General features: G+C 44.8%; 20 protein-coding genes. 8 read left to right on the forward strand and 12 right to left on the reverse strand.

Annotated features, from left to right (window positions below; genetic code table 11):
* Positions 1–58: 58 nt before the first annotated feature.
* The 7 genes from C9J47_RS16615 to C9J47_RS16645 all read right to left on the reverse strand — a co-directional run bounded on the left by C9J47_RS16615 (position 59) and on the right by C9J47_RS16645 (position 9,029).
* On the reverse strand, positions 59–1,438 hold the full coding sequence (locus C9J47_RS16615) for a uracil-xanthine permease family protein (RefSeq protein ID WP_107254513.1): 1,380 nt from the start codon (positions 1,436–1,438) through the stop codon (positions 59–61).
* A gap of 435 nt (positions 1,439–1,873) precedes the next feature.
* Complete coding sequence (gene recG, locus C9J47_RS16620) at positions 1,874–3,967, reverse strand: ATP-dependent DNA helicase RecG (RefSeq protein ID WP_107254514.1); 2,094 nt, start codon at positions 3,965–3,967, stop codon at positions 1,874–1,876.
* Positions 3,968–3,990: 23 nt separating this feature from the next.
* Entirely contained in the window at positions 3,991–4,695 is a 705-nt protein-coding gene (trmH, locus tag C9J47_RS16625; RefSeq protein WP_107254515.1) for a tRNA (guanosine(18)-2'-O)-methyltransferase TrmH, read from the reverse strand.
* Between the two features lie 111 nt (positions 4,696–4,806).
* Positions 4,807–6,918 carry a bifunctional GTP diphosphokinase/guanosine-3',5'-bis pyrophosphate 3'-pyrophosphohydrolase gene (gene spoT / locus C9J47_RS16630; RefSeq protein ID WP_107254516.1) on the reverse strand — a complete coding sequence of 704 codons (2,112 nt, stop codon included), beginning with the start codon at positions 6,916–6,918 and terminating at the stop codon, positions 4,807–4,809.
* Between the two features lie 18 nt (positions 6,919–6,936).
* Positions 6,937–7,218, reverse strand: coding sequence for a DNA-directed RNA polymerase subunit omega (rpoZ, locus tag C9J47_RS16635; RefSeq protein ID WP_006233310.1), 282 nt, complete (start codon positions 7,216–7,218; stop codon positions 6,937–6,939).
* A gap of 49 nt (positions 7,219–7,267) precedes the next feature.
* Complete coding sequence (gene gmk / locus C9J47_RS16640) at positions 7,268–7,894, reverse strand: guanylate kinase (protein ID WP_107254517.1); 627 nt, start codon at positions 7,892–7,894, stop codon at positions 7,268–7,270.
* A 271-nt stretch (positions 7,895–8,165) separates the two neighbouring features.
* Positions 8,166–9,029: a YicC/YloC family endoribonuclease gene (locus tag C9J47_RS16645; protein WP_107254518.1), complete on the reverse strand. Its 864-nt coding sequence runs from the start codon at positions 9,027–9,029 to the stop codon at positions 8,166–8,168.
* Between the two features lie 256 nt (positions 9,030–9,285).
* Here C9J47_RS16645 and rph point away from each other — a divergent pair, with 256 nt between their 5' ends.
* Both rph and pyrE read left to right on the forward strand, forming a co-directional pair.
* Complete coding sequence (rph, locus tag C9J47_RS16650) at positions 9,286–10,002, forward strand: ribonuclease PH (protein WP_006233313.1); 717 nt, start codon at positions 9,286–9,288, stop codon at positions 10,000–10,002.
* A 390-nt stretch (positions 10,003–10,392) separates the two neighbouring features.
* A complete protein-coding gene (gene pyrE / locus C9J47_RS16655; RefSeq protein WP_107254519.1) occupies positions 10,393–11,034 on the forward strand; it encodes an orotate phosphoribosyltransferase in 642 nt (213 codons plus the stop codon).
* A 150-nt stretch (positions 11,035–11,184) separates the two neighbouring features.
* Here the strand turns inward: pyrE and slmA are convergent, their stop codons facing one another.
* The 3 genes from slmA to coaBC form a co-directional block, all read right to left on the reverse strand.
* Entirely contained in the window at positions 11,185–11,775 is a 591-nt protein-coding gene (gene slmA, locus C9J47_RS16660; protein WP_107254520.1) for a nucleoid occlusion factor SlmA, read from the reverse strand.
* Positions 11,776–12,007: 232 nt separating this feature from the next.
* Positions 12,008–12,463, reverse strand: coding sequence for a dUTP diphosphatase (gene dut, locus C9J47_RS16665; protein ID WP_107254521.1), 456 nt, complete (start codon positions 12,461–12,463; stop codon positions 12,008–12,010).
* Positions 12,450–13,673 (reverse strand): bifunctional phosphopantothenoylcysteine decarboxylase/phosphopantothenate--cysteine ligase CoaBC, encoded by a 1,224-nt coding sequence (gene coaBC / locus C9J47_RS16670; RefSeq protein WP_107254642.1) that lies wholly within the window; start codon positions 13,671–13,673, stop codon positions 12,450–12,452. The genes dut and coaBC overlap by 14 nt, the downstream gene beginning before the upstream one ends.
* 266 nt (positions 13,674–13,939) lie before the next feature.
* On the opposite strand from coaBC, the gene radC reads away from it, so the two are divergent.
* The 6 genes from radC (at position 13,940) to C9J47_RS16700 (ending at position 17,889) form a co-directional block, all read left to right on the forward strand.
* On the forward strand, positions 13,940–14,614 hold the full coding sequence (gene radC / locus C9J47_RS16675) for a RadC family protein (protein ID WP_107254522.1): 675 nt from the start codon (positions 13,940–13,942) through the stop codon (positions 14,612–14,614).
* A 172-nt stretch (positions 14,615–14,786) separates the two neighbouring features.
* Positions 14,787–15,023 (forward strand): 50S ribosomal protein L28, encoded by a 237-nt coding sequence (rpmB, locus tag C9J47_RS16680; protein WP_045031821.1) that lies wholly within the window; start codon positions 14,787–14,789, stop codon positions 15,021–15,023.
* A gap of 14 nt (positions 15,024–15,037) precedes the next feature.
* Positions 15,038–15,205: a 50S ribosomal protein L33 gene (gene rpmG / locus C9J47_RS16685; protein ID WP_002535344.1), complete on the forward strand. Its 168-nt coding sequence runs from the start codon at positions 15,038–15,040 to the stop codon at positions 15,203–15,205.
* Positions 15,206–15,378: 173 nt separating this feature from the next.
* The gene (locus C9J47_RS16690) at positions 15,379–15,870 is read left to right on the forward strand and encodes a hypothetical protein (RefSeq protein ID WP_107254523.1); all 492 of its coding nucleotides are present in this window, start codon (positions 15,379–15,381) and stop codon (positions 15,868–15,870) included.
* Between the two features lie 61 nt (positions 15,871–15,931).
* Positions 15,932–16,741 carry a bifunctional DNA-formamidopyrimidine glycosylase/DNA-(apurinic or apyrimidinic site) lyase gene (gene mutM, locus C9J47_RS16695; protein ID WP_107254524.1) on the forward strand — a complete coding sequence of 270 codons (810 nt, stop codon included), beginning with the start codon at positions 15,932–15,934 and terminating at the stop codon, positions 16,739–16,741.
* Positions 16,742–16,884: 143 nt separating this feature from the next.
* On the forward strand, positions 16,885–17,889 hold the full coding sequence (locus C9J47_RS16700) for an NAD-dependent epimerase (RefSeq protein WP_107254525.1): 1,005 nt from the start codon (positions 16,885–16,887) through the stop codon (positions 17,887–17,889).
* A 68-nt stretch (positions 17,890–17,957) separates the two neighbouring features.
* Here the strand turns inward: C9J47_RS16700 and coaD are convergent, their stop codons facing one another.
* A complete protein-coding gene (coaD, locus tag C9J47_RS16705; protein ID WP_006233204.1) occupies positions 17,958–18,443 on the reverse strand; it encodes a pantetheine-phosphate adenylyltransferase in 486 nt (161 codons plus the stop codon).
* 26 nt (positions 18,444–18,469) lie between these two features.
* Complete coding sequence (locus C9J47_RS16710; RefSeq protein WP_107254526.1) at positions 18,470–19,522, reverse strand: glycosyltransferase family 9 protein; 1,053 nt, start codon at positions 19,520–19,522, stop codon at positions 18,470–18,472.

Consider the following 19,522-nt stretch of genomic DNA (forward strand, 5'->3'; position numbering starts at 1 on the left):
AAAACGCGCATTATGCGCGTTTTTTTATATGTGGATAGCCAGTACCAGTATATAAAGCTTAGTCTGTGTTTTTCTTCTCTTCGGGAAGCACAAGATTCAGGATAATGGCAGTGATACCACCAGCAGCCATACCTGACGATAAAATACCTTTCACCCAATCAGGCATAAATTGCAAAATTTCAGGCTTCTGTGCAATGCCCAGCCCCATAGAGAAAGACAGCGCCATGATAAGAATGGCACGACGGTCTAGCTCGCAGCGCGAGATAATGCGAATACCTGAAGCGGCGATTGTACCGAACATCACAATTGTCGCACCGCCTAATACAGGCTCTGGAATTAACTGAACAAGGTTCGCGACCCCAGGGAATAAACCAAGTAGCACCAGCATGCCAGCAACGAAATATCCGATATAACGACTAGCCACACCCGTTAACTGAATGATGCCGTTATTTTGGCTGAACGTTGAATTAGGGAAGCTATTCAATACTGAAGCGATGGCAGAATTAATGCCATCGGCTAATACGCCACCTTTAATACGTTTCAGATAAATCGGGCCAGCAACAGGTTGTTCCGAGGTCTCTGATGTCGCGGTAATATCACCAATTGCTTCAAGTGATGTAATCGCAAAAACGATCACTAGCGGAATAAGCAGTCCCCAATCAAAGCTCAGCCCATATTGCATCGGCATTGGAATCGCAATGAAGGCATTTTGTGTTTCTTGAGGGGCATTTAGCATACCAGTGAACCAAGCTAATACCGTACCTGCTGCCATTGCTATTACAATCGAAGAGACGCGTAGGTAAGGATTTTTGACGCGGTTTAGTAACACTATTAGGCCTAATACTGTGCCCGCAAGCATTAAGTTTTCAAGGCTACCAAAGCTACCGTCGTTAATCGCGGCATAACCACCACCCACCGATGTTAGACCGATCTGGATAAGAGTTAGACCGATCAGGGTGACAACGATACCTGATACTAGCGGTGTAATAATACGTTGTGCGTGTTGCAGTACGCGAGAGATGAACACTTCAGTCAATGAAGCCACAAGAATGGTACCGAAGATCGCAGCCATCATCGTTGGAACATCTGCGCCGCCGGCTTTTAATGCTAAACCGGCACCTATGATAGGGCCTAAGAAGTTGAAACTGGTACCTTGAATAGACAGTAAGCCCGAGCCAATAGGGCCAAATGTACGAATTTGGATAAATGAAGCAATACCTGAAGCGAATAAAGACATGCTAACGATGGTGTTGGTATCGCTTGCAGGTAAACCTAGTGCCTGACAGATAATCAACGACGGTGTGATCACTGCAACAAACATAGCCAGTAAATGCTGAGTGGCCGCAAACAGTGTTTGTGGTAGCGGCGGTCGATCTTCTAAACGGTAAATAAGATCTGAATTTCGTGGTATTTCAATGTCGCTATGCTGGCGGGTCATGGCCGTTTTATTCCTTAAGCTGACTTCTTAATCCCGATCGAATGCGCTGAATGGGCATTGATACGTGAATGCTGGATATATCTGTGATTGCTGTTACTCAGATCCAAACGAACACAAGGAGAAGTGAAAGTGGGTGAAATTTGTGCGCTATTGTAATTATCTTGCCGCAAATAGCAAACGTTTGCTTTGTTTGTTGATGATTTATTTTCCTTTCATGATAAAACAGCATCAGTAAGCTAAAAAAATAGCTAATAGGCTAGAGGCGAGATTTTTACAGGTGTGCCGAGATCACAGTGAGAAATAGAAAGGCAGTAAGAGGCATAAAGCCAGCGGAATAACATAATGTTTACATGCTTTCGTGATGATTTTTCAACAAGGCTGCGTTAATTGATTAGAACGCTGCCTTGTATGAGTGAGAGAAATGACTTGGGTGCATTAGGCGTTTGAGTAATTTTCTCGTTGTCCTAACCAGCGCTGTACAATGGCTTTGGCATTGTTGGGATATTGCTGGTGAATGTAGTGTGCCAGTTTCTGTACCTGTGGGATCAAGTGTTGGTCCCGTACTAGATCGGCAATTTTAAAGTCAGCAATACCGGTTTGCTTGGTGCCAAGCAGTTCTCCTGGTCCTCGGATTTCGAGGTCGCGCTGAGCGATAACAAAGCCATCACTACTATCGCGTAATACGCCCAGCCGTTTCTGCGCGGTTTTGGATAATGGCGCGTGGTACAGCAAAACACAGTGGCTCGCCACTTTACCACGACCTACCCGACCACGTAGCTGGTGGAGCTGTGCTAACCCTAAGCGTTCAGGGTTTTCAATCACCATTAAGCTAGCGTTCGGTACATCTACCCCGACTTCAATCACCGTTGTTGCGACCAATAGCTGTAACTCTCCGGCTTTAAAACGGCGCATAATCTCTTGTTTTTCGGCTGCTTTCATTCGACCGTGCACTAATCCCACGTTTAATTCGGGAAGTTGGGCGGTCAGCTCATCGGCGGTATCAGATGCCGCTTGGGCTTCTAATACTTCAGACTCATCGATAAGGGTGCATACCCAATAGGCTTGACGCCCTTCATTTTGACAAGCTGAACGAATACGCTCTACGATGGCAGCGCGGCGAGTATCGGGTAGTGCGACGGTTTGAATGGGTGTACGGCCTGGTGGTAATTCATCAATGACCGAGGTTTCAAGATCGGCATAAGCCGTCATCGCGAGTGTGCGTGGAATCGGGGTTGCGGTCATGATGAGCTGATGTGGATAACGTCCTTCATTTGCCCCTTTTTCTCGTAGCTCTAAACGTTGATGCACCCCAAAGCGGTGTTGTTCATCAATAATGACTAACGCTAAATTTTTGAAGGTGACATGATCTTGAAATAAGGCGTGTGTGCCGACCACCATTTTCGCTTCGCCACTTTCAATGCGTGCTAATTCTGTTTCGCGGGCTTTACCTTTGAGTTTTCCTGCCATCCAGCCGACTTGAATGTTCATTGGATTGAACCATTGAGCAAAGTTTTGTGCATGTTGCTCTGCCAGCAGCTCTGTTGGTGCCATCAGGGCGACTTGGAAGCCATGCTGGATTGCCCGCAAGGCAGCAAGTGCTGCGACCAAGGTTTTACCTGAGCCTACATCACCTTGTATCAAGCGCATCATTGGTATGGGCTTTATAAGGTCGGCTTCAATGTCTGCCACCACCCGTTTCTGGGCGTTGGTGGGGCTGAACGGTAAACTTGCCAGTAACTTTTCTGTCAGGCTATCCGTTGGGTTGCTACATGCGGCTAATGGCCACGCACTATGTTGTTGGCTTTTGCTGCGAACGGCCAGCATGGATAAGTTTTGGGCTAATAATTCTTCGAGAATTAATCGGTGTTGTGCTGGGTGTTTACCGGCTTCGAGTTGATCCAGTGAAACATCAGGTGTGGGCCGATGCATTACATGCAACGCCTGCGCCATGGTCATTTGTCGGTCGTATAAACCTTCAGGCAGTAATTCAGTGACGGCGGCTTTGTCGAGTAAGCTCAATGCTTGATCGGTCAGGTTTCGCAGTGTGAGCTGGCGTAGCCCTTCCGTGGTTGGGTAAACCGGTGTCAGTGTTTCTTCACCAGTGAGTGATGCTGATTCTGCAAAAACAGAGTAATCGGGGTGGATGATTTCCAGTCCAAATTTACCGCGTTTAATTTCGCCAAACGCTTTAACTTGCTTACCTTCAGCCAAGCTATTTTGCATTGCCGCATTGAAATTGAAGAAGCGTAATGTTGCAGAACCACTATCGTCGGCAATGCGGACTGTTAGCATACGACGCTTACCAAACGTAATGCTGTTATTGAGCACTTCGCCTTGAACAGCAATGTGTTGACCGGGCATCGCCTGAGCAATTGGCCAGATACGTGTACGGTCTTCATAGCGGAGGGGCAGGTGAAAAAGCAGATCTTGAACCGATGTAAGACCGACTTTTTCGAGCTTCTCTGCCATTTTAGCGCCAACACCAGACAGCTCTGTCAGGGCGATGGTTTCTAATAATTGTCCGCTCATTGCTTATGTTGATCCTTTTTCTTTTATTTGTGCTTTTTAGGTTCGATAGCCTGCATGGTTGCCCACCAATCATCGCCAGCCACAATCTGACCTTCATCATCAAGCGGTGGATAAGGTAGCCCTTTTCGGCGAGCAACTTTTGCTAATACAGGATGACCGCGTTCAAATAGAATGCGATGAACCACCTCATCTGGCAATAAGGTTTTTTCGCGCTCGTACATCCCGGCATTTTGACGCTGACGCTGTGCTTCATACAAGATTAAGGCACTCGCTACCGATACATTTAAAGACTGTACCATGCCAACCATAGGGATGATGATATCTTGATCGGCCATCGCCAATGCTTCAGCGGTGATCCCATTTTTTTCACCGCCTAAGATAATCGCTGTTGGCTTGGTGTAGTCCACATCACGAAAATCAATAGCTGTATCAGACAAGTTGGTTGCTAATACCTGCATACCTTGTGCTTTCAGCTGGGTAATGGCATCGACCATATTGTCGTGGGTATCGAGTTCAACCCAGTTACGTGCGCCAGCTGACGTATGGCTGAGCACCCGCATATTTTCTTTTGGCCAAACAGCATGCACTTTATGAATACCCACAGCATCAGCGGTGCGGATAATGGCGGAAACATTATTAGGCTTATGTACTTCTTCCATGCAAACCGTTAAATCAGGTTGGCGAGTGGTGAGTACTGAGTGAATACGTTGGTAACGATCAGGAGTCATAATATCTTTTTTATCTAAACCATAAAGAAAACGCCCGTAAACGGGCGTCTGTTTTATCTTAGAGAGATGAAATATGAGTGTATGGTATTCTCATTATTTCATGTCTGCTGATTAGTTCTTTTGTCGTGCCACACGTACAACATTTGGCATCACACGAATATGTCGCATAATCTTGGCCAAATGAATACGGCTCTTAGTCGTGAGACGAACAGTGATGGTATATAAACGGCCATCTTTTTCTTCTGTCGCCAAACCTTGAATATTAGAACCCGTTGCTGCAATGGTATTGGTTAAATCAGCCAGCGCACCTTGGTGGTTTTGCATATCCACTTTTAGGTTGGTCACAAATTCATGTTCGAAGTCTTCACTCCATTCAACAGGCATATACTTATCAGGCTCACGCTGGTAACCACGAATGTTAGAGCATTCTTCACGGTGGATAACCAAGCCTTTACCTGGGCTAACATGCGCCATAATTGCATCGCCCGGCAGTGGGTGACAACAATTGGCGAAGGTCATTAAAATACCATCGGCGCCACGAATCGGCATCCGACGACCCGTATTAGCATCTGTAGAGTGGTTATCTTCAGTATTACCAAGTAAGCGACGTGCTACAACAATGCTCATTAACTCACCTAAACCAATTTCAACCAGCAAATCATCTGATGTTTCTAGACGTTGATCGGTCAGTAGTTGTTGTAGGCGAGTTGGATCAACTTGGTCGATATTCAGTTCACCAAGTGCATGATTGATTAGGCGTTTACCCAATGTAATGGATTCTTCACGGCGCATAGTCTTAAGAACCTGACGGATCTTCGTACGTGCACGTGCTGTCACTACATAGTTAAGCCATGCTGCATTAGGGCGAGCACCGGGCGCACTGATAATATCCACGGTCTGACCGTTTTTCAGTGGCTTGCTTAATGGATAAGGTTGACGATTGACGCGCGAACCGACACAGGCATTACCTACGTCAGTGTGTACTGCATACGCGAAGTCAACGGCCGTTGCACCTACAGGCAATTCAACGATTCTGCCTTTTGGCGTGAAGACGTAAATTTCATCTGGGAACAGATCAGATTTAACATTTTCAATGAATTCGAATGAACTTCCGGCACTTTGTTGAAGCTCAAGTAAACTTTGCATCCAGCGCTGTGCTTTAACCTGAGCGGTTGTGCCAGAGCTTTCGCCATTTTTCTTGTAAGACCAATGAGCAGCAACACCTTTGTCTGCCATCTGGTCCATATCGTCAGTACGAATTTGTACTTCGACAGGTACACCGTGAGGACCAACTAATGAAGTATGTAATGACTGGTAGCCATTGCCTTTAGGGATGGCAATGTAGTCTTTCATGCGACTTGGGCGCGGCTTGTACAAGTTATGTACTTGCCCTAATACTCGATAACAAGTATCCAAATCTTTTACTAAAACTCGGAAAGCGTAAATATCCATAATGGAATGGAATCGCTGTTCCTTGTTTTTCATCTTGTTATAGATGGAGTAAAGATTCTTTTCGCGGCCTAAGACTTTGCCTTCGATCCCCGCATCACCGAGACGTCCCTCGATTTCAGCGTGAATCTTATTGATCATTTCTTTTCTGTTACCACGGGCAGCAGCAACAACCCCTTTAAGAACGCGATAACGGTTTGGGTATAACGCTTCAAAGCCTAACTCTTCGAGTTCAGTTTTGATGTTATGGATACCTAAACGGTGAGCGAGGGGAGAAAATATTTCTAAGGTTTCGCGGGCAATTCGGCGGCGCTTATCTGGGCGTAAAGCACCCAACGTGCGCATGTTATGCGTACGGTCAGCGAGCTTGATGAGAATAACGCGAATGTCATGAGCCATAGCCATGATCATTTTACGGAAGTTCTCAGCCTGAGCTTCTTTGCGGTCACGAAACTTAAGTTTATCCAGCTTTGATACACCATCGACGAGTTCGGCTACGGTATCACCAAAGCGACTAGCAAGGTCTTCTTTTGTGACTTCGGTATCTTCAATAACGTCGTGGAGTAAGGCTGCCATGAGCGTCTCTTGATCGAGGCGCATTTCCGCAAGAATACGGGCAACAGCAATAGGGTGGATAATATAAGGTTCACCGCTTGAGCGGGTTTGCCCTTCATGGGCATCACGCGCAACGAGATACGCCTGCCGAAGAGCCTCAATTTGAGACTCTGGCAGGTATTCGATTGCGACTTCTTTCAGGCTATCAAATAGATACAATTCGCCCGGTTCCCTGAATTAACGGTGGTGGTGGTCGCCTGCAATTGCACTAACAGCAGCTAGTTCTGCCGCTTCTTGCTCTTGCAGTTCCTGACGCTCGCGAGCATCTAGGATATCTTTAGTGATTAGGCCTTCTTCGATTTCACGAAGCGCGATCACTGTGTATTTGTCGTTTTCTTCTGGTACCAATGGATCCTTGCCGCCCGTTTGCAATTGACGCGCACGGCGTGAAGCAATTTGGATCAGGTCGAAACGGTTGCCAATTTTATCAACAGCGTCTTGAACGGTTACGCGTGCCATGGAGGACTCCAGTGGTTATATAATGAGAAAGAAAATTGTATATAAATACTTACTGTTCTGCCAGTAGAGCATTTAGCATACTGTTATATTTAGCAGTTTGCTTGTCTTGCTTCAATCGTTCAGCACGAATAATGGCTTTAAAATCCATTAACGCAGCATCGAAATCATCATTCACGATAACATAGTCATATTCGTTGTAATGAGAAATTTCAGAACGAGCTTCTTGCATACGACGTGCAATTATGGTTTCACTGTCTTGACCACGAGCATTTAAACGACGCTCTAATTCTTCTTTTGAAGGTGGTAAAATGAAGAGACTTTTCGCCGCTGGCATTTGTACGCGGATTTGACGCGCACCCTGCCAATCAATATCTAAAAAGACATCAATACCTTTGTTCAGCTGTTCTTCAATCCAAGGGCGTGATGTACCGTAATAATTACCAAATACTTCAGCATGTTCAAGGAATGACTCTTGTTCGGTTAGTTCTGTGAACTCTTCAACACTAATAAAATTGTAATGAACACCATTTTCTTCACCAGGTCGCATACCGCGAGTCGTGTGGGAAACGGATACTTTCATGTCATAGGTCGGATTAGTTTCAAGCAGCGCATTAATCAAACTTGATTTACCAGCGCCACTTGGTGCCGACACGATGTATAGAGTACCTTTGCTCATTGCCTATTTTCACTCAGTGCTAGAAGGGCGCGCAGATTATCACGAACTGCGCAAAATTGAAATTATCTGATTGCTGGAATTTTCATCTTTTATACGGTTAATGCGACTTTATAAGCCGTCAGCTTAAGCCTAGATGGATTTATGGTTAATTTCAGACTATTCGTATTTTTAATTTTAACGCTAAAAAGTGTGACGATGGACCGTAAAAGGCAGTATTACTACTGCCTTTATTGGAATGACGTAAAGTCGCTCATTCACACATTCTTGATGATTATTCAATATTTTGGATCTGCTCACGCATTTGCTCAATCAATACTTTTAATTCAACAGCAGATGCTGTGATTTCTGTGGTGATTGATTTTGATGCGAGCGTATTTGATTCGCGGTTGAATTCTTGCATCATGAAATCAAGACGACGGCCACATGCGCCTCCTTTCTTCATGATTTTTTGTGTTTCTTTAACGTGCGAATCTAGGCGATCTAGCTCTTCAGCGACATCACTTTTTTGTGCCATCATGATCAGTTCTTGCTCAATACGACCTGCATCCAGCTCCACTTTTGCATCTTCAAAGCGGTTGGTTAGGCGTTCACGTTGCCACTTAATAATCTCAGGCATTTGTGCGCGAACTTGTGTTGCTTCAGCGGTAATGGCATCAAGGCGTTGAACAATTAATTCCTTCATGTTTTCGCCTTCGCTTGCACGTGCGGCAATAAAGTCAGCAATTGCTTCATCAAAACCTGTCAGCAAATCTTTATTGATTGCATCCAAATCTTGCTCTGGGGCTTCCATTACACCAGGCCAGTTCAATACCTGGAAAGGACCAATATTGCCTTCACCAGCCGTGTCTTTTACCCACTTAGCGGCTTTAATGACTTGCTTGGCTAAATCTTCATTGATTGTGAGCTCGCTGCTTGCTGCTTGGTTAGCTTCAAAACGCAGGTTACATTCAACTTTACCGCGGGCTAGGCGCTTACGAAAACGCTCACGTAGTACTGGCTCTAAACTACGAAATTGCTCTGGCATGCGAAGGTACGTTTCTAGGTAACGTTGGTTAACTGAACGAATTTCCCAAACGGCAGTGCCCCAGTCGCCTTTAACTTCGCGACGAGCATAAGCGGTCATGCTATGAATCATTGGCTGATGGCCCTTTATATAGATGGAATGTAACTACTTATTAAGTTTACTGCTATCGAGCAGGAAGCGTAATAGAAAGAATAGGCGCGTAGTTACAAGATTATGGTGATTATACTCACCATTACTTATAAAAGAAATGAAGCGCAACATGCACTTGATATTATGGGGTCGGTTTGCGGTCGGGTTTAACGTGCACTGCGAGAGAGAACTGGCTATAATCGCCGGTTAATGTAGCCCAGCGAAAGGTAAACCCCCGATGCGTCCAAGCGGAAGAAGCACTAGTCAAGTACGTCCTATTACGATCACTCGTAATTTCACAGCACATGCTGAAGGTTCAGTATTAGTCGAGTTCGGCGATACAAAAGTAATCTGTACAGCAAGTGTGGAAGAAAATGTACCTCGCTGGTTAAAAGGCAAAGGACAAGGTTGGGTTACTGCTGAATATGGCATGCTGCCTCGCGCGACTCATACGCGTAACCGCCGTGAAGCATCAAGCGGCAAACAAGGCGGCCGTACGATGGAAATTCAACGCTTAATTGCACGTAGCCTTCGCGCTGCGGTTGATTTAGAAGCGTTGGGTGAACAAATGATTACCGTTGATTGTGATGTAATCCAAGCAGATGGTGGCACTCGTACTGCTTCTATTACTGGTGCAATGGTTGCTTTGGTTGATGCCGTCAACTCAATGATTGAGAAAGGCACTCTGAAAAAGAGCCCAATTAAAGGCATGGTTGCTGCTGTGTCGGTGGGTATCTATAAAGGCGAAGCCATTTGCGATCTTGAGTATCTTGAAGATTCAGCGGCTGAAACCGATATGAACGTGGTCATGACCGAAGAAGGTAAGATGATCGAGATTCAAGGGACAGCAGAAGGCGAGGCGTTTAGCCACGAAGAATTGCTGGCCATGCTGGCTCTGGCGAAAGACGGCATTGCCGACATCGTCACAATGCAGAAACAGGCATTGGAAAGTTAATTATTAGGCGACTCGATTGAGTCGCTTTTTTTTGTCTGCATTTTGTTGAATGGTGTCCTTTTGACTACATTCGATAGATGTAGCGCGTAAGACGTATACCCAAGTTACCTCAAGGTGCTCGTTTCAGCGAGAATTTGTTGGACTCTAGGCAAGGCACTTATTTATAGACCTAGTCGTTCTAAGTTGAAAATAAGTAACACCGCATAGAGCCCAACAAAACTCGCCCTTCGGGAGTGATTCAGCGTATCTACTTCTGTGTCAAATGTGTTTGAAAGGGAATGCCATTCCTACACACATTTTCCTTGAATTAGATACGCTGAGATCACTCTGAATCCTGCATCTTGAGGTAGCTTGGGTATATCACCTATTTATCAATATTAAGGAATTACAATGAAAGCATATCAGCGTCAGTTCATCGAATTTGCCCTAGAAAAAGGTGTGTTGAAGTTTGGTGAGTTCACTCTGAAATCTGGCCGTATTAGCCCGTATTTTTTTAATGCTGGTTTGTTTAATACAGGTCGTGATTTAGCGCGCCTAGGCCGTTTTTACGCTGAAGCTTTGGTTGATGCGGGTATCGATTACGATGTGCTATTTGGCCCTGCGTATAAAGGTATTCCAATTGCGACAACAACAGCGGTTGCACTGGCTGATCACCACGATATCGATACGCCATATTGTTTCAACCGTAAAGAAGCAAAAACACACGGTGAAGGTGGTAGCTTAGTTGGTAGCGATCTTGAAGGTCGTATCATGTTGGTTGATGATGTGATTACGGCAGGCACTGCAATTCGCGAGTCAATGGAAATTATTAAAGCGAATGGTGCTGATCTTGCGGGCGTGTTAGTGGCCATTGACCGTCAAGAGAAAGGTAAAGGCGAGCTATCTGCTATTCAAGAAGTTGAGCGTGATTTTGGTTGCGCAGTTATTTCTATTGTATCACTGGGTGATGTTGTGACGTATTTGTCTGAACAAGACGGCATGGATGAACACTTAGCAGCCGTGAAGTCGTACCGTGCTGAGTACGGTGTATAAGAATATAAGATACGAGAACCTAGATTCTAGGAAGAACGTTTAAGTAAGAGACGCCTATGGATCTAGGCTCTAAAAAAGCGAGAGGTATTAACCTTTCGCTTTTTTATCTCGAAAATCGAGTAACTTGGATCTCGTTACTCGTAACTGTTTCTAACCTAGCTGAGCACTTAATAGTTGCCAGTAGTTATCGAAGTTCTCGGTAGGTTTATATTTGAAGTTAGAACGCACATAGCGGTTCAAACTGCCTTCAACCTGACCAAGTAATTGTGCAGCAAGTACACTTTCATCAACCGGAAAGCCTTTCCCTTCTCGTAATTTTCGTTCACGTAATACCTGACGAATCTGGGTTTCAATGCGTTCAAATAGCTGATTAATACGCGATTGTAGACGGTCTTGTTCAAACATCAGAGCATGACCTGTCATGATGCGTGTTAAACCTGGGTTACGTTCTGCAAAGACAAGAATAAGCTGAAGCACCATGCGTAGACGGTTCATGGTATCTTTTTCATCATCAAGGATACGGTTGATACGGGTAGAAATTGAATCTTCAATAAACTCAATTAAGCCTTCAAACATACGGGCTTTACTCGGGAAGTGGCGGTACAGTGCCGCCTCTGAAACACCGACTTGTGCTGCCAGTTTTGCTGTTGTAATACGTTGGCTGCCCTGAGTTGATTCAAGCATTTGTGCTAATGCTTGAAGGATCTCTTCGCGGCGATTGTTTTTTTTGTTGCCAGCCATGAATAACCGTTCCTTTTCAAAAATGACTGCATATAGCTGCAGTTTGAAACCCGTCTATCTTAGCGATGCCGTTGCGTTGTGAAAAGCGCAAGCTGTCGATACTGATCTATTTATCGACAAAAAAAGCGTAAGCTTAAGGCTTACGCTTTATATTTGATCAATTTCGTTTAATTACTAGTCAGATTAAGGTGTTGCCAATACCACTTTGAGTGTGTGTATCTTTTGATTTCTCTTAACGCTGACCAGAATGACCAAAACCACCGTCACCGCGTTCCGTTGCATCGAAATCAGTCACGATATTAAATTCGGCTTGTACTACCGGTACAAATACCAGTTGTGCGATACGATCGCCAGGTTCAATGGTGAATGTTGTTTGTCCACGGTTCCATACCGACACCATAAGCTGACCTTGGTAGTCAGAGTCAATCAGGCCCACTAAGTTCCCTAATACAATACCATGCTTATGACCGAGCCCTGAGCGAGGTAGAATCGTGGCTGCAAGGCTGTTATCGGCAATATGAATAGCCAAACCTGTTGGGACTAAATGGGTTTGACCGGGTTCGACAATTAATGCGTTATCTAAACAAGCACGCAAATCTAACCCTGCAGAACCGCTTGTGGCATAAGTGGGTAGTGGAAATTCGCTACCTACACGTGCGTCGAGAATTTTAAGATCAACCTTCTTCATGCTTATTCTCTTTGTAAAGTGCGACAATTTCTGTGATTAACTGTTGTCCCAGTGCATTTTTTGATGATAACGGCAGGGCTTTATTGCCGTTTGGCCAGAATAAATGCAGTGCATTATGGTCACTGTTAAACCCTTGCCCTGACTGGGATACATCATTGGCGCAGATTAAATCTAAATGCTTGCGAGCCAGTTTGCTGCGGGCATATTGTTCTACGTCTTGTGTTTCTGCGGCAAACCCAACAGTAAAGGGACGTTGTACTGACAGAGCGGCAACGTTTGCGACGATATCAGGGTTTTTCACCAGCCTCAGTACCATCTCGTCTTCATCTGATTTTTTCTTCATCTTGTGCTCTGCAACAGCTGCCGGACGGAAATCAGCCACCGCGGCGCAGGCAATGAAAATGTCGTGCTCAGTCGCCTGTGCGATTGCTGCCTGATGCATCTGTTCAGCACTTGCCACATCAATGCGGTTCACCCCTGCTGGCGTTGCAAGGCTCACTGGACCACTGATGAGTGTGACGTTTGCCCCGCGTTTAGCGGCGGCTTCAGCGATCGCGAACCCCATTTTTCCAGAACTACGATTGGTAAGGTAGCGAACAGGATCAATGGCTTCTTGGGTCGGACCGGCAGTAATAACAACACTGAGGTTGGTCAGATCGGCGGGTTGAAAGAAATCTTCCGCTAAATGTACTAATTGCATTGGCTCTAACATACGACCCGGCCCTACATCGCCACAAGCTTGCTCACCACTGGCTGGGCCCCAAACATGGAAGCCACGGCGTTGCAGTGTCGCAATGTTTTCTTGTGTCGCGACATTAAGGTACATCTGTTGATTCATTGCGGGTGATACGGCAATGGGGGAGTCTGTTGCCAAGCATAATGTACTGAGTAGGTCATTCCCCATGCCCGCACTGATTCGGGCGATAAGATCAGCGGTGGCAGGAGCTAATAAAATTAAGTCAGCCCATTTTGCCAGCTCGATATGCCCCATCGACATTTCAGCAGCAGGATCTAATAAGCTGTCTGATACGGGCCTACCAGACACGGCCTGCATTGTTAGTGGTGTAATGAATTCTTTTGCCGCTTTGGTCATTACTATCTGTACTTCGGCGCCGCGCTCGATTAAGCGACGTGTCAAATCTGCACATTTATAAGCGGCAATACCGCCGCTAATACCAAGAAGTATTTTCTTTCCTGCCAGTGTTTGCATTGTTTTACCTAAATCCATATTGCGTCTAAATCAACGCGACCAAAACCTAAAAAACCTTGCTCATATGCTAAATACGATATCACTAAAGGGCTATGGATTCATCGGGAACACGTTTCTAACCATAAGTGTGAAGGCATAGGGAAAGGGTGCTGCCCATAATGTAAGCCTCGACAGAAAGTGCGAAGGCATTCCCATAACCAACAAGATAAATTGAACAAGCAGAGAAAACCCCCTCATTTTAAATGGGTAACCATAAAGGGGGATGCATGTCATTAAAGCTACTACCTGAAGAATCTCGTCCACGGGAAAAGCTGCTAACACGTGGTGCAAAAGCATTATCCGATGCGGAATTATTAGCGATATTTTTACGAACTGGCATTAAAGGGATGAATGCGGTTGAGCTTGCAACCCACTTATTGGCAGAGTTTGGCTCGCTTAGGGCGTTATTTGCCGCCGATCAAACACTCTTTTGTTTGCACAAAGGGTTGGGGCCAGCCAAATATGCTCAACTGCAAGCCATAATAGAAATGAGCCAGCGACATTTGGAAGAAACACTAAAGGAAGGGGATGTACTGACCAGCCCCCAGCATACTCGACATTATTTGAGCCAATTATTACGCGATCGGCAACGTGAAGTTTTTTATGTATTGTTTCTTGATAATCAACATCGGGTGATTGCTGGAGAAGTTCTATTTGAGGGAACAATAAATTCTGCAGCGGTTTATCCAAGAGAAATTGTAAAAAGATCGTTGGAATTTAATGCAGCCGCTCTTATTTTAGCGCATAATCACCCGTCAGGCGTAGCTGAACCTAGTCAGTCAGACCTCCGAATTACACGAACAATCAGCGATGCGCTGGCTTTAGTCGATATTCGTGTACTAGATCATTTTATTGTAGGTGATGGAGATATTGTCTCTTTTTCCGAACAAGGTTGGCTATAAAATAAGCTAATTTTGATAAAAAAGATGAGAAAGGGTCGCTCGGGACTTGAGCAACTGGTTTTGACTTAGTATAATGCGCGACCTTTGATAGCTATGATTATATGCGAAAAGCTTTTTCGCATTGAATTAATCATAGTAGATATCGAGCTGAAACGATTTGGAGAAGACAGTAATGTCCCGAGTATGCCAAGTAACTGGCAAGCGTCCTGTAACGGGTAACAACCGTTCACACGCACGTAATGCCACCAAGCGTCGTTTTCTGCCGAACCTGCAAACTCATCGTTTCTGGGTAGAAAGCGAAAAACGCTTCGTTAAACTACGTCTTACCGCTAAAGGTATGCGTATCATCGACAAGAAAGGTATTGATATCGTTCTTGCAGAGATGCGTGTCCGCGGCGAGAACGTTTAAGAGGAATTTGAACAATGGCTAAAGGCATTCGTGAGAAGATCCGTCTAGTATCATCAGCTGGTACAGGCCACTTCTACACTACAGATAAGAACAAGCGTAACATGCCAGGCAAATTTGAGATCAAGAAATTTGATCCAGTAGTTCGCCAGCACGTTATGTACAAAGAAGCTAAAATCAAGTAATTGATTTGTAGTACTTTGATAAAAGCCCAGTTTAGACTGGGTTTTTTTATACCTAAAATTTGCCGTCAATATTACCTACCAATATTATTTATTTCCTCGCGAGATTGACCTTATTCCTTTAGTGTTATGATTCAAGTCGTTATTACGGCAAGACATACGCAAGGAAAAGCCCAATGAGATTGTCACGACGTGGCTGGAATAATGTCATCATCATCGCGGTTGTTATCTTCATCGCCATGATGCAACTGCCCGATCTAATTAAAGCCCGCTTAGCATCGTCTGATATAGCGTCATCTGATGAAGTAGCGTCGCCCATTTTGCATTCTTTATTACCCGCTAAAGCGACTATTTCTCAGTTAGTCTTACCTCATCATCAAATTATGAAGAAAGAGGGGATTTGGGTATCAGAGCCGAGTATCAATACAGAGCCTCAAGTATGGATTGAACATTGGGAATCTATTGCTGGTACGCCGGTGAATGATGACATGATGGTGCAGCTAAAAAGCCAGCTCACATCCCCCCGTACAGTTGAAATCTGGTTGCAATCAGCAGAAGAGCCGATACGGGTGACGGTATATCAACAGCCGCAGTTCTGGTTGTTAAAAAGCTGGCAAGGTAGTTGGATCGCTATATCTGTAGAGGAAGCTTACCTTTTCCCTCTTTAAAACGAAGATGCCAACGCTCACGAAGAGCCCTCACCATTGCTCACAATAGACGAGAGACATAATGCCTGAATTACCGGAAGTTGAAGTAAGCCGTATGGGGATCAGTCCGCATGTGGTTGGTCAAACCGTGACTAAAATTATTGTCCGGAACCCTAAATTACGCTGGCCTATCCCTGAGGAAATTCAGCAAATAGAAGGGCAGGTGATTCGAACGGTGACTCGTCGAGCTAAATATTTACTGTTACATACCGATGTGGGGTATGCCATCGTGCACCTTGGTATGTCGGGGAGTTTACGAATTTTACCTGCTTCCATTCCGCCAGAAAAGCATGACCATGTTGATTTAGTGCTATCGAGTGGTGAGGTGCTGCGTTATAACGATCCTCGTCGCTTTGGGGCGTGGTTATGGGAGTTGCCTGACCTTAACCATAAAGTATTGAGTCAACTTGGCCCTGAGCCGCTTAGCGATGATTTTAACGCTGAATACTTACAAGGTAGAGCTAAGGGTAAGCGCACGGCAATAAAACAGTTCATCATGGATAATAAAGTGGTGGTGGGAGTCGGGAATATTTACGCGAATGAGTCGCTATTTAGTGCGGGTATTCATCCCAAACGCGCTGCGGGTGAAATATCGGCCGAAAAAATCGCGTTGTTTGTCGATGAAATCAAATTGGTACTCGCGTTTGCGATCGAGCAAGGCGGAACGACGTTGAAAGATTTCAAAAATACAGACGGTAAACCCGGTTACTTTGCTCAAGAGCTGCAAGTCTACGGTAAAGGCGGAAAGCCCTGTCCACGCTGTGATAATCCGTTGAGTGAAATGAAAATTGGTCAGCGAGCCAGTGTGTTTTGCAGTGAGTGCCAGAAGTAGGCTCAATTAGGTTTAACCTGAGCCTCAATATTATTGATGGTATTTATCGTAAGATGCCATACCGTACAAGCACGTGCAGTGCTATGATCCACTCATTGTTGAATTGTAACAGTTAGATTTCTGTTTGGGTAAGAAGCGTTTATATGAAATATTTAGTAACTGGTGCTGCTGGTTTTATCGGTAGTTCTGTCTCTGAGCGCCTTTGCGCCCAAGGTCATGAAGTCATTGGTATCGATAATCTGAATGATTACTACGATGTCTCATTAAAACACGCACGGCTCGAACGTGCGGAGCATGACAAATTTACGTTTGTAGAATTAGATCTGGCTGATCGCGACGGTATGGCTGCGTTATTTGCTGAACAGCAATTTGATCGTGTTATTCATTTGGCGGCGCAAGCAGGCGTGCGTTATTCAATTGATAACCCAATGGCTTACGCTGATAGTAACCTTGTTGGGCACCTTGCTATTCTTGAAGGCTGCCGTCATAACAAGGTGAAGCACCTGGTGTATGCTTCATCGAGTTCGGTTTACGGCCTGAACCAAAAAATGCCATTTAATACCAGTGATAGCGTCGATCATCCTATTTCTCTCTATGCTGCGACAAAAAAATCGAATGAGCTGATGGCACACACGTATTCACATTTATACGATGTTCCAACCACTGGGCTGCGTTTCTTTACTGTTTATGGTCCGTGGGGGCGTCCTGATATGGCGCTGTTTAAGTTCACCAAAGCGATTGTCGATGGCGAGACAATTGATGTGTACAACAACGGTGATATGCGCCGTGATTTTACCTATATCGATGATATTGTCGAAGGTGTGATGCGCATTCAAGACGTGATTCCACAGAAGACCCCAGATTGGACCGTTGAAGCTGGCTCGCCAGCAACAAGTTCTGCACCTTATAAAGTGTATAACATTGGTCATGGTAGCCCTGTAAAGTTGATGGATTATATTGAAGCGCTTGAAGATGCACTAGGTATTGAAGCAAAGAAAAACTTCATGCCAATGCAGCCTGGAGATGTATACGCGACCTATGCTGATACTGAAGACCTATTTAAGGCGATCAATTATCAGCCTGCAGTGAAAGTGAAAGAGGGCGTGAAAGCGTTCGTTGATTGGTATCGCGCATTCTACAAATGCTAATTAGATAGATTATATGCAGATACAAAAAAGGAGCCTTAGGCTCCTTTTTTAATCGGTATCATTTTGAATTATTTAGTATGTAACTTCGCATTAAGCGCACCGGTAATTCGCAAATCAACAAACTGGCTAACATCGCCTTTATGTAACGCGACTTCTTTAACTATAGTTGACGAAATAAATGAATTTTCTTCTGAAGGCGTTAAAAAGACAGTTTCTAGCTCTGGCATTAAACGGCGGTTCATATTTGCGAGCTGGAATTCATATTCAAAGTCAGATACTGCACGTAACCCACGCACCAATATGTTTGCATTCGATTCTTTCGCAAAATCAACGAGTAAACCAGAGAAGCCAACAATTTCGACATTCGGTAAGTGTTTGGTGATGGCCTGCGTTAGCGCAACACGTTCTGGCAAATCAAATAAGGGCTTCTTACTGGGACTTGCAGCAATACCAACAACAACATGGTCAAACATTGCAGCAGCACGCTCAATCAAATCGAGGTGACCATTAGTGATTGGATCAAAGGTACCTGGGTAAATTACACGTGTTGTCATTTTCATCTTCCAGTTAATAAAGTGTGTTAACGTTGGTTTGCAGTAGAGAGTATGCCAGCTAGGATATTCTTAACGTGCTCGACACTAATGTCTTGCATTAAATCCGTTCCCTTTACGCGAGTACCCCAAGGTAAGTCATTAACTGGTTTACCTTGCTGCTCTTCAACATGTTGCTCGTAAACGCTCGCGACAATATCAAGACTATTGTAAGGTCCCGTTCTTTTAGGGTTACTGTGAGCATATAGACCGATCACTGGTGTGCCCTGCGTTGTCGCGAGATGTGCTGGCCCTGTATCCGGAGCCAAAACAACATCAGCTGCCCCTAATAGCGCCGTTAATTGTTTTAGGTTTGTTTGGCCAATAAGGTTTACGACGGGATGTTGGCAATGTTGCTCAATGCTTTTGCCTAGATTTATTTCTCTAGGGGCAGGAGAGCCGCACAACAGCACTTGCATCCCTTGCTGGTTGGCATAGTCTGCGATTTCGGCGTAGCGTTCTGTAAGCCAATTACGCTCATCTTTACTTGCGGCAGGAGAAATGAGTAAGGTCTTTTTATCTGCCGTATAATGTTTGGCAAATTGAATATCTTCACCTGTAAGAGGGATATTCCAACTTGGTGTGGTAAACGGCACACCAATATAACGTGCAAAATCGGCAAAGTTATCTAAAACATGAAATGAGTCAGTATTAGGAAGATGCTTATTGGTGAAAAGCCATTGGCCTTCTTTTGTACGATTACGGCTAAAACCGACACGGTACTTCGCTTTTATACCTAAAGATAATGCACTAGCGCGTATCGCAGCTTGCATATGCAGTAATGCATCGAACTTTTGTCCTTTTAATGCACTCCATACTGCCTGCATGCCTTTTAAACCCGCTTTCTTATCGAAGGTAACAACATTGATGCCGGGTAAATTACCAATGAGTTGAGTTTCTATTTTTCCAGTGACCCATGTGATGTCCGTGTCTGGCCAGTGCTGTTGGATGGCTTGCACAACAGCAATAGCATGGCAAACATCTCCGATCGCAGATAGTCGTAGAATACATAGCGATTTTGGAGGAGAAGAAAATAGTGCCAT

It is taken from the genome of Photobacterium indicum (assembly GCF_003026215.1).
Taxonomy (GTDB): domain Bacteria; phylum Pseudomonadota; class Gammaproteobacteria; order Enterobacterales; family Vibrionaceae; genus Photobacterium; species Photobacterium indicum.

Bases quoted from the DNA above. Each gene is read 5' to 3' on its own strand.
- C9J47_RS16615 (WP_107254513.1), bottom strand. From the start codon at position 1,438: ATGACCCGCCAGCATAGCGACATTGAAATACCACGAAATTCAGATCTT.
- dut (WP_107254521.1), bottom strand. From the start codon at position 12,463: ATGAAGAAGGTTGATCTTAAAATTCTCGACGCACGTGTAGGTAGCGAA.
- radC (WP_107254522.1), top strand. From the start codon at position 13,940: ATGTCATTAAAGCTACTACCTGAAGAATCTCGTCCACGGGAAAAGCTG.
- C9J47_RS16700 (WP_107254525.1), top strand. From the start codon at position 16,885: ATGAAATATTTAGTAACTGGTGCTGCTGGTTTTATCGGTAGTTCTGTC.
- trmH (WP_107254515.1), bottom strand. From the start codon at position 4,695: ATGACTCCTGATCGTTACCAACGTATTCACTCAGTACTCACCACTCGC.
- rpoZ (WP_006233310.1), bottom strand. From the start codon at position 7,218: ATGGCACGCGTAACCGTTCAAGACGCTGTTGATAAAATTGGCAACCGT.
- mutM (WP_107254524.1), top strand. From the start codon at position 15,932: ATGCCTGAATTACCGGAAGTTGAAGTAAGCCGTATGGGGATCAGTCCG.
- C9J47_RS16690 (WP_107254523.1), top strand. From the start codon at position 15,379: ATGAGATTGTCACGACGTGGCTGGAATAATGTCATCATCATCGCGGTT.
- slmA (WP_107254520.1), bottom strand. From the start codon at position 11,775: ATGGCTGGCAACAAAAAAAACAATCGCCGCGAAGAGATCCTTCAAGCA.
- recG (WP_107254514.1), bottom strand. From the start codon at position 3,967: ATGAGCGGACAATTATTAGAAACCATCGCCCTGACAGAGCTGTCTGGT.
- rpmG (WP_002535344.1), top strand. From the start codon at position 15,038: ATGGCTAAAGGCATTCGTGAGAAGATCCGTCTAGTATCATCAGCTGGT.
- coaD (WP_006233204.1), bottom strand. From the start codon at position 18,443: ATGACAACACGTGTAATTTACCCAGGTACCTTTGATCCAATCACTAAT.
- gmk (WP_107254517.1), bottom strand. From the start codon at position 7,894: ATGAGCAAAGGTACTCTATACATCGTGTCGGCACCAAGTGGCGCTGGT.
- C9J47_RS16645 (WP_107254518.1), bottom strand. From the start codon at position 9,029: ATGATTCATAGCATGACCGCTTATGCTCGTCGCGAAGTTAAAGGCGAC.
- rpmB (WP_045031821.1), top strand. From the start codon at position 14,787: ATGTCCCGAGTATGCCAAGTAACTGGCAAGCGTCCTGTAACGGGTAAC.
- rph (WP_006233313.1), top strand. From the start codon at position 9,286: ATGCGTCCAAGCGGAAGAAGCACTAGTCAAGTACGTCCTATTACGATC.
- coaBC (WP_107254642.1), bottom strand. From the start codon at position 13,673: ATGCAAACACTGGCAGGAAAGAAAATACTTCTTGGTATTAGCGGCGGT.
- C9J47_RS16710 (WP_107254526.1), bottom strand. From the start codon at position 19,522: ATGGCACTATTTTCTTCTCCTCCAAAATCGCTATGTATTCTACGACTA.
- pyrE (WP_107254519.1), top strand. From the start codon at position 10,393: ATGAAAGCATATCAGCGTCAGTTCATCGAATTTGCCCTAGAAAAAGGT.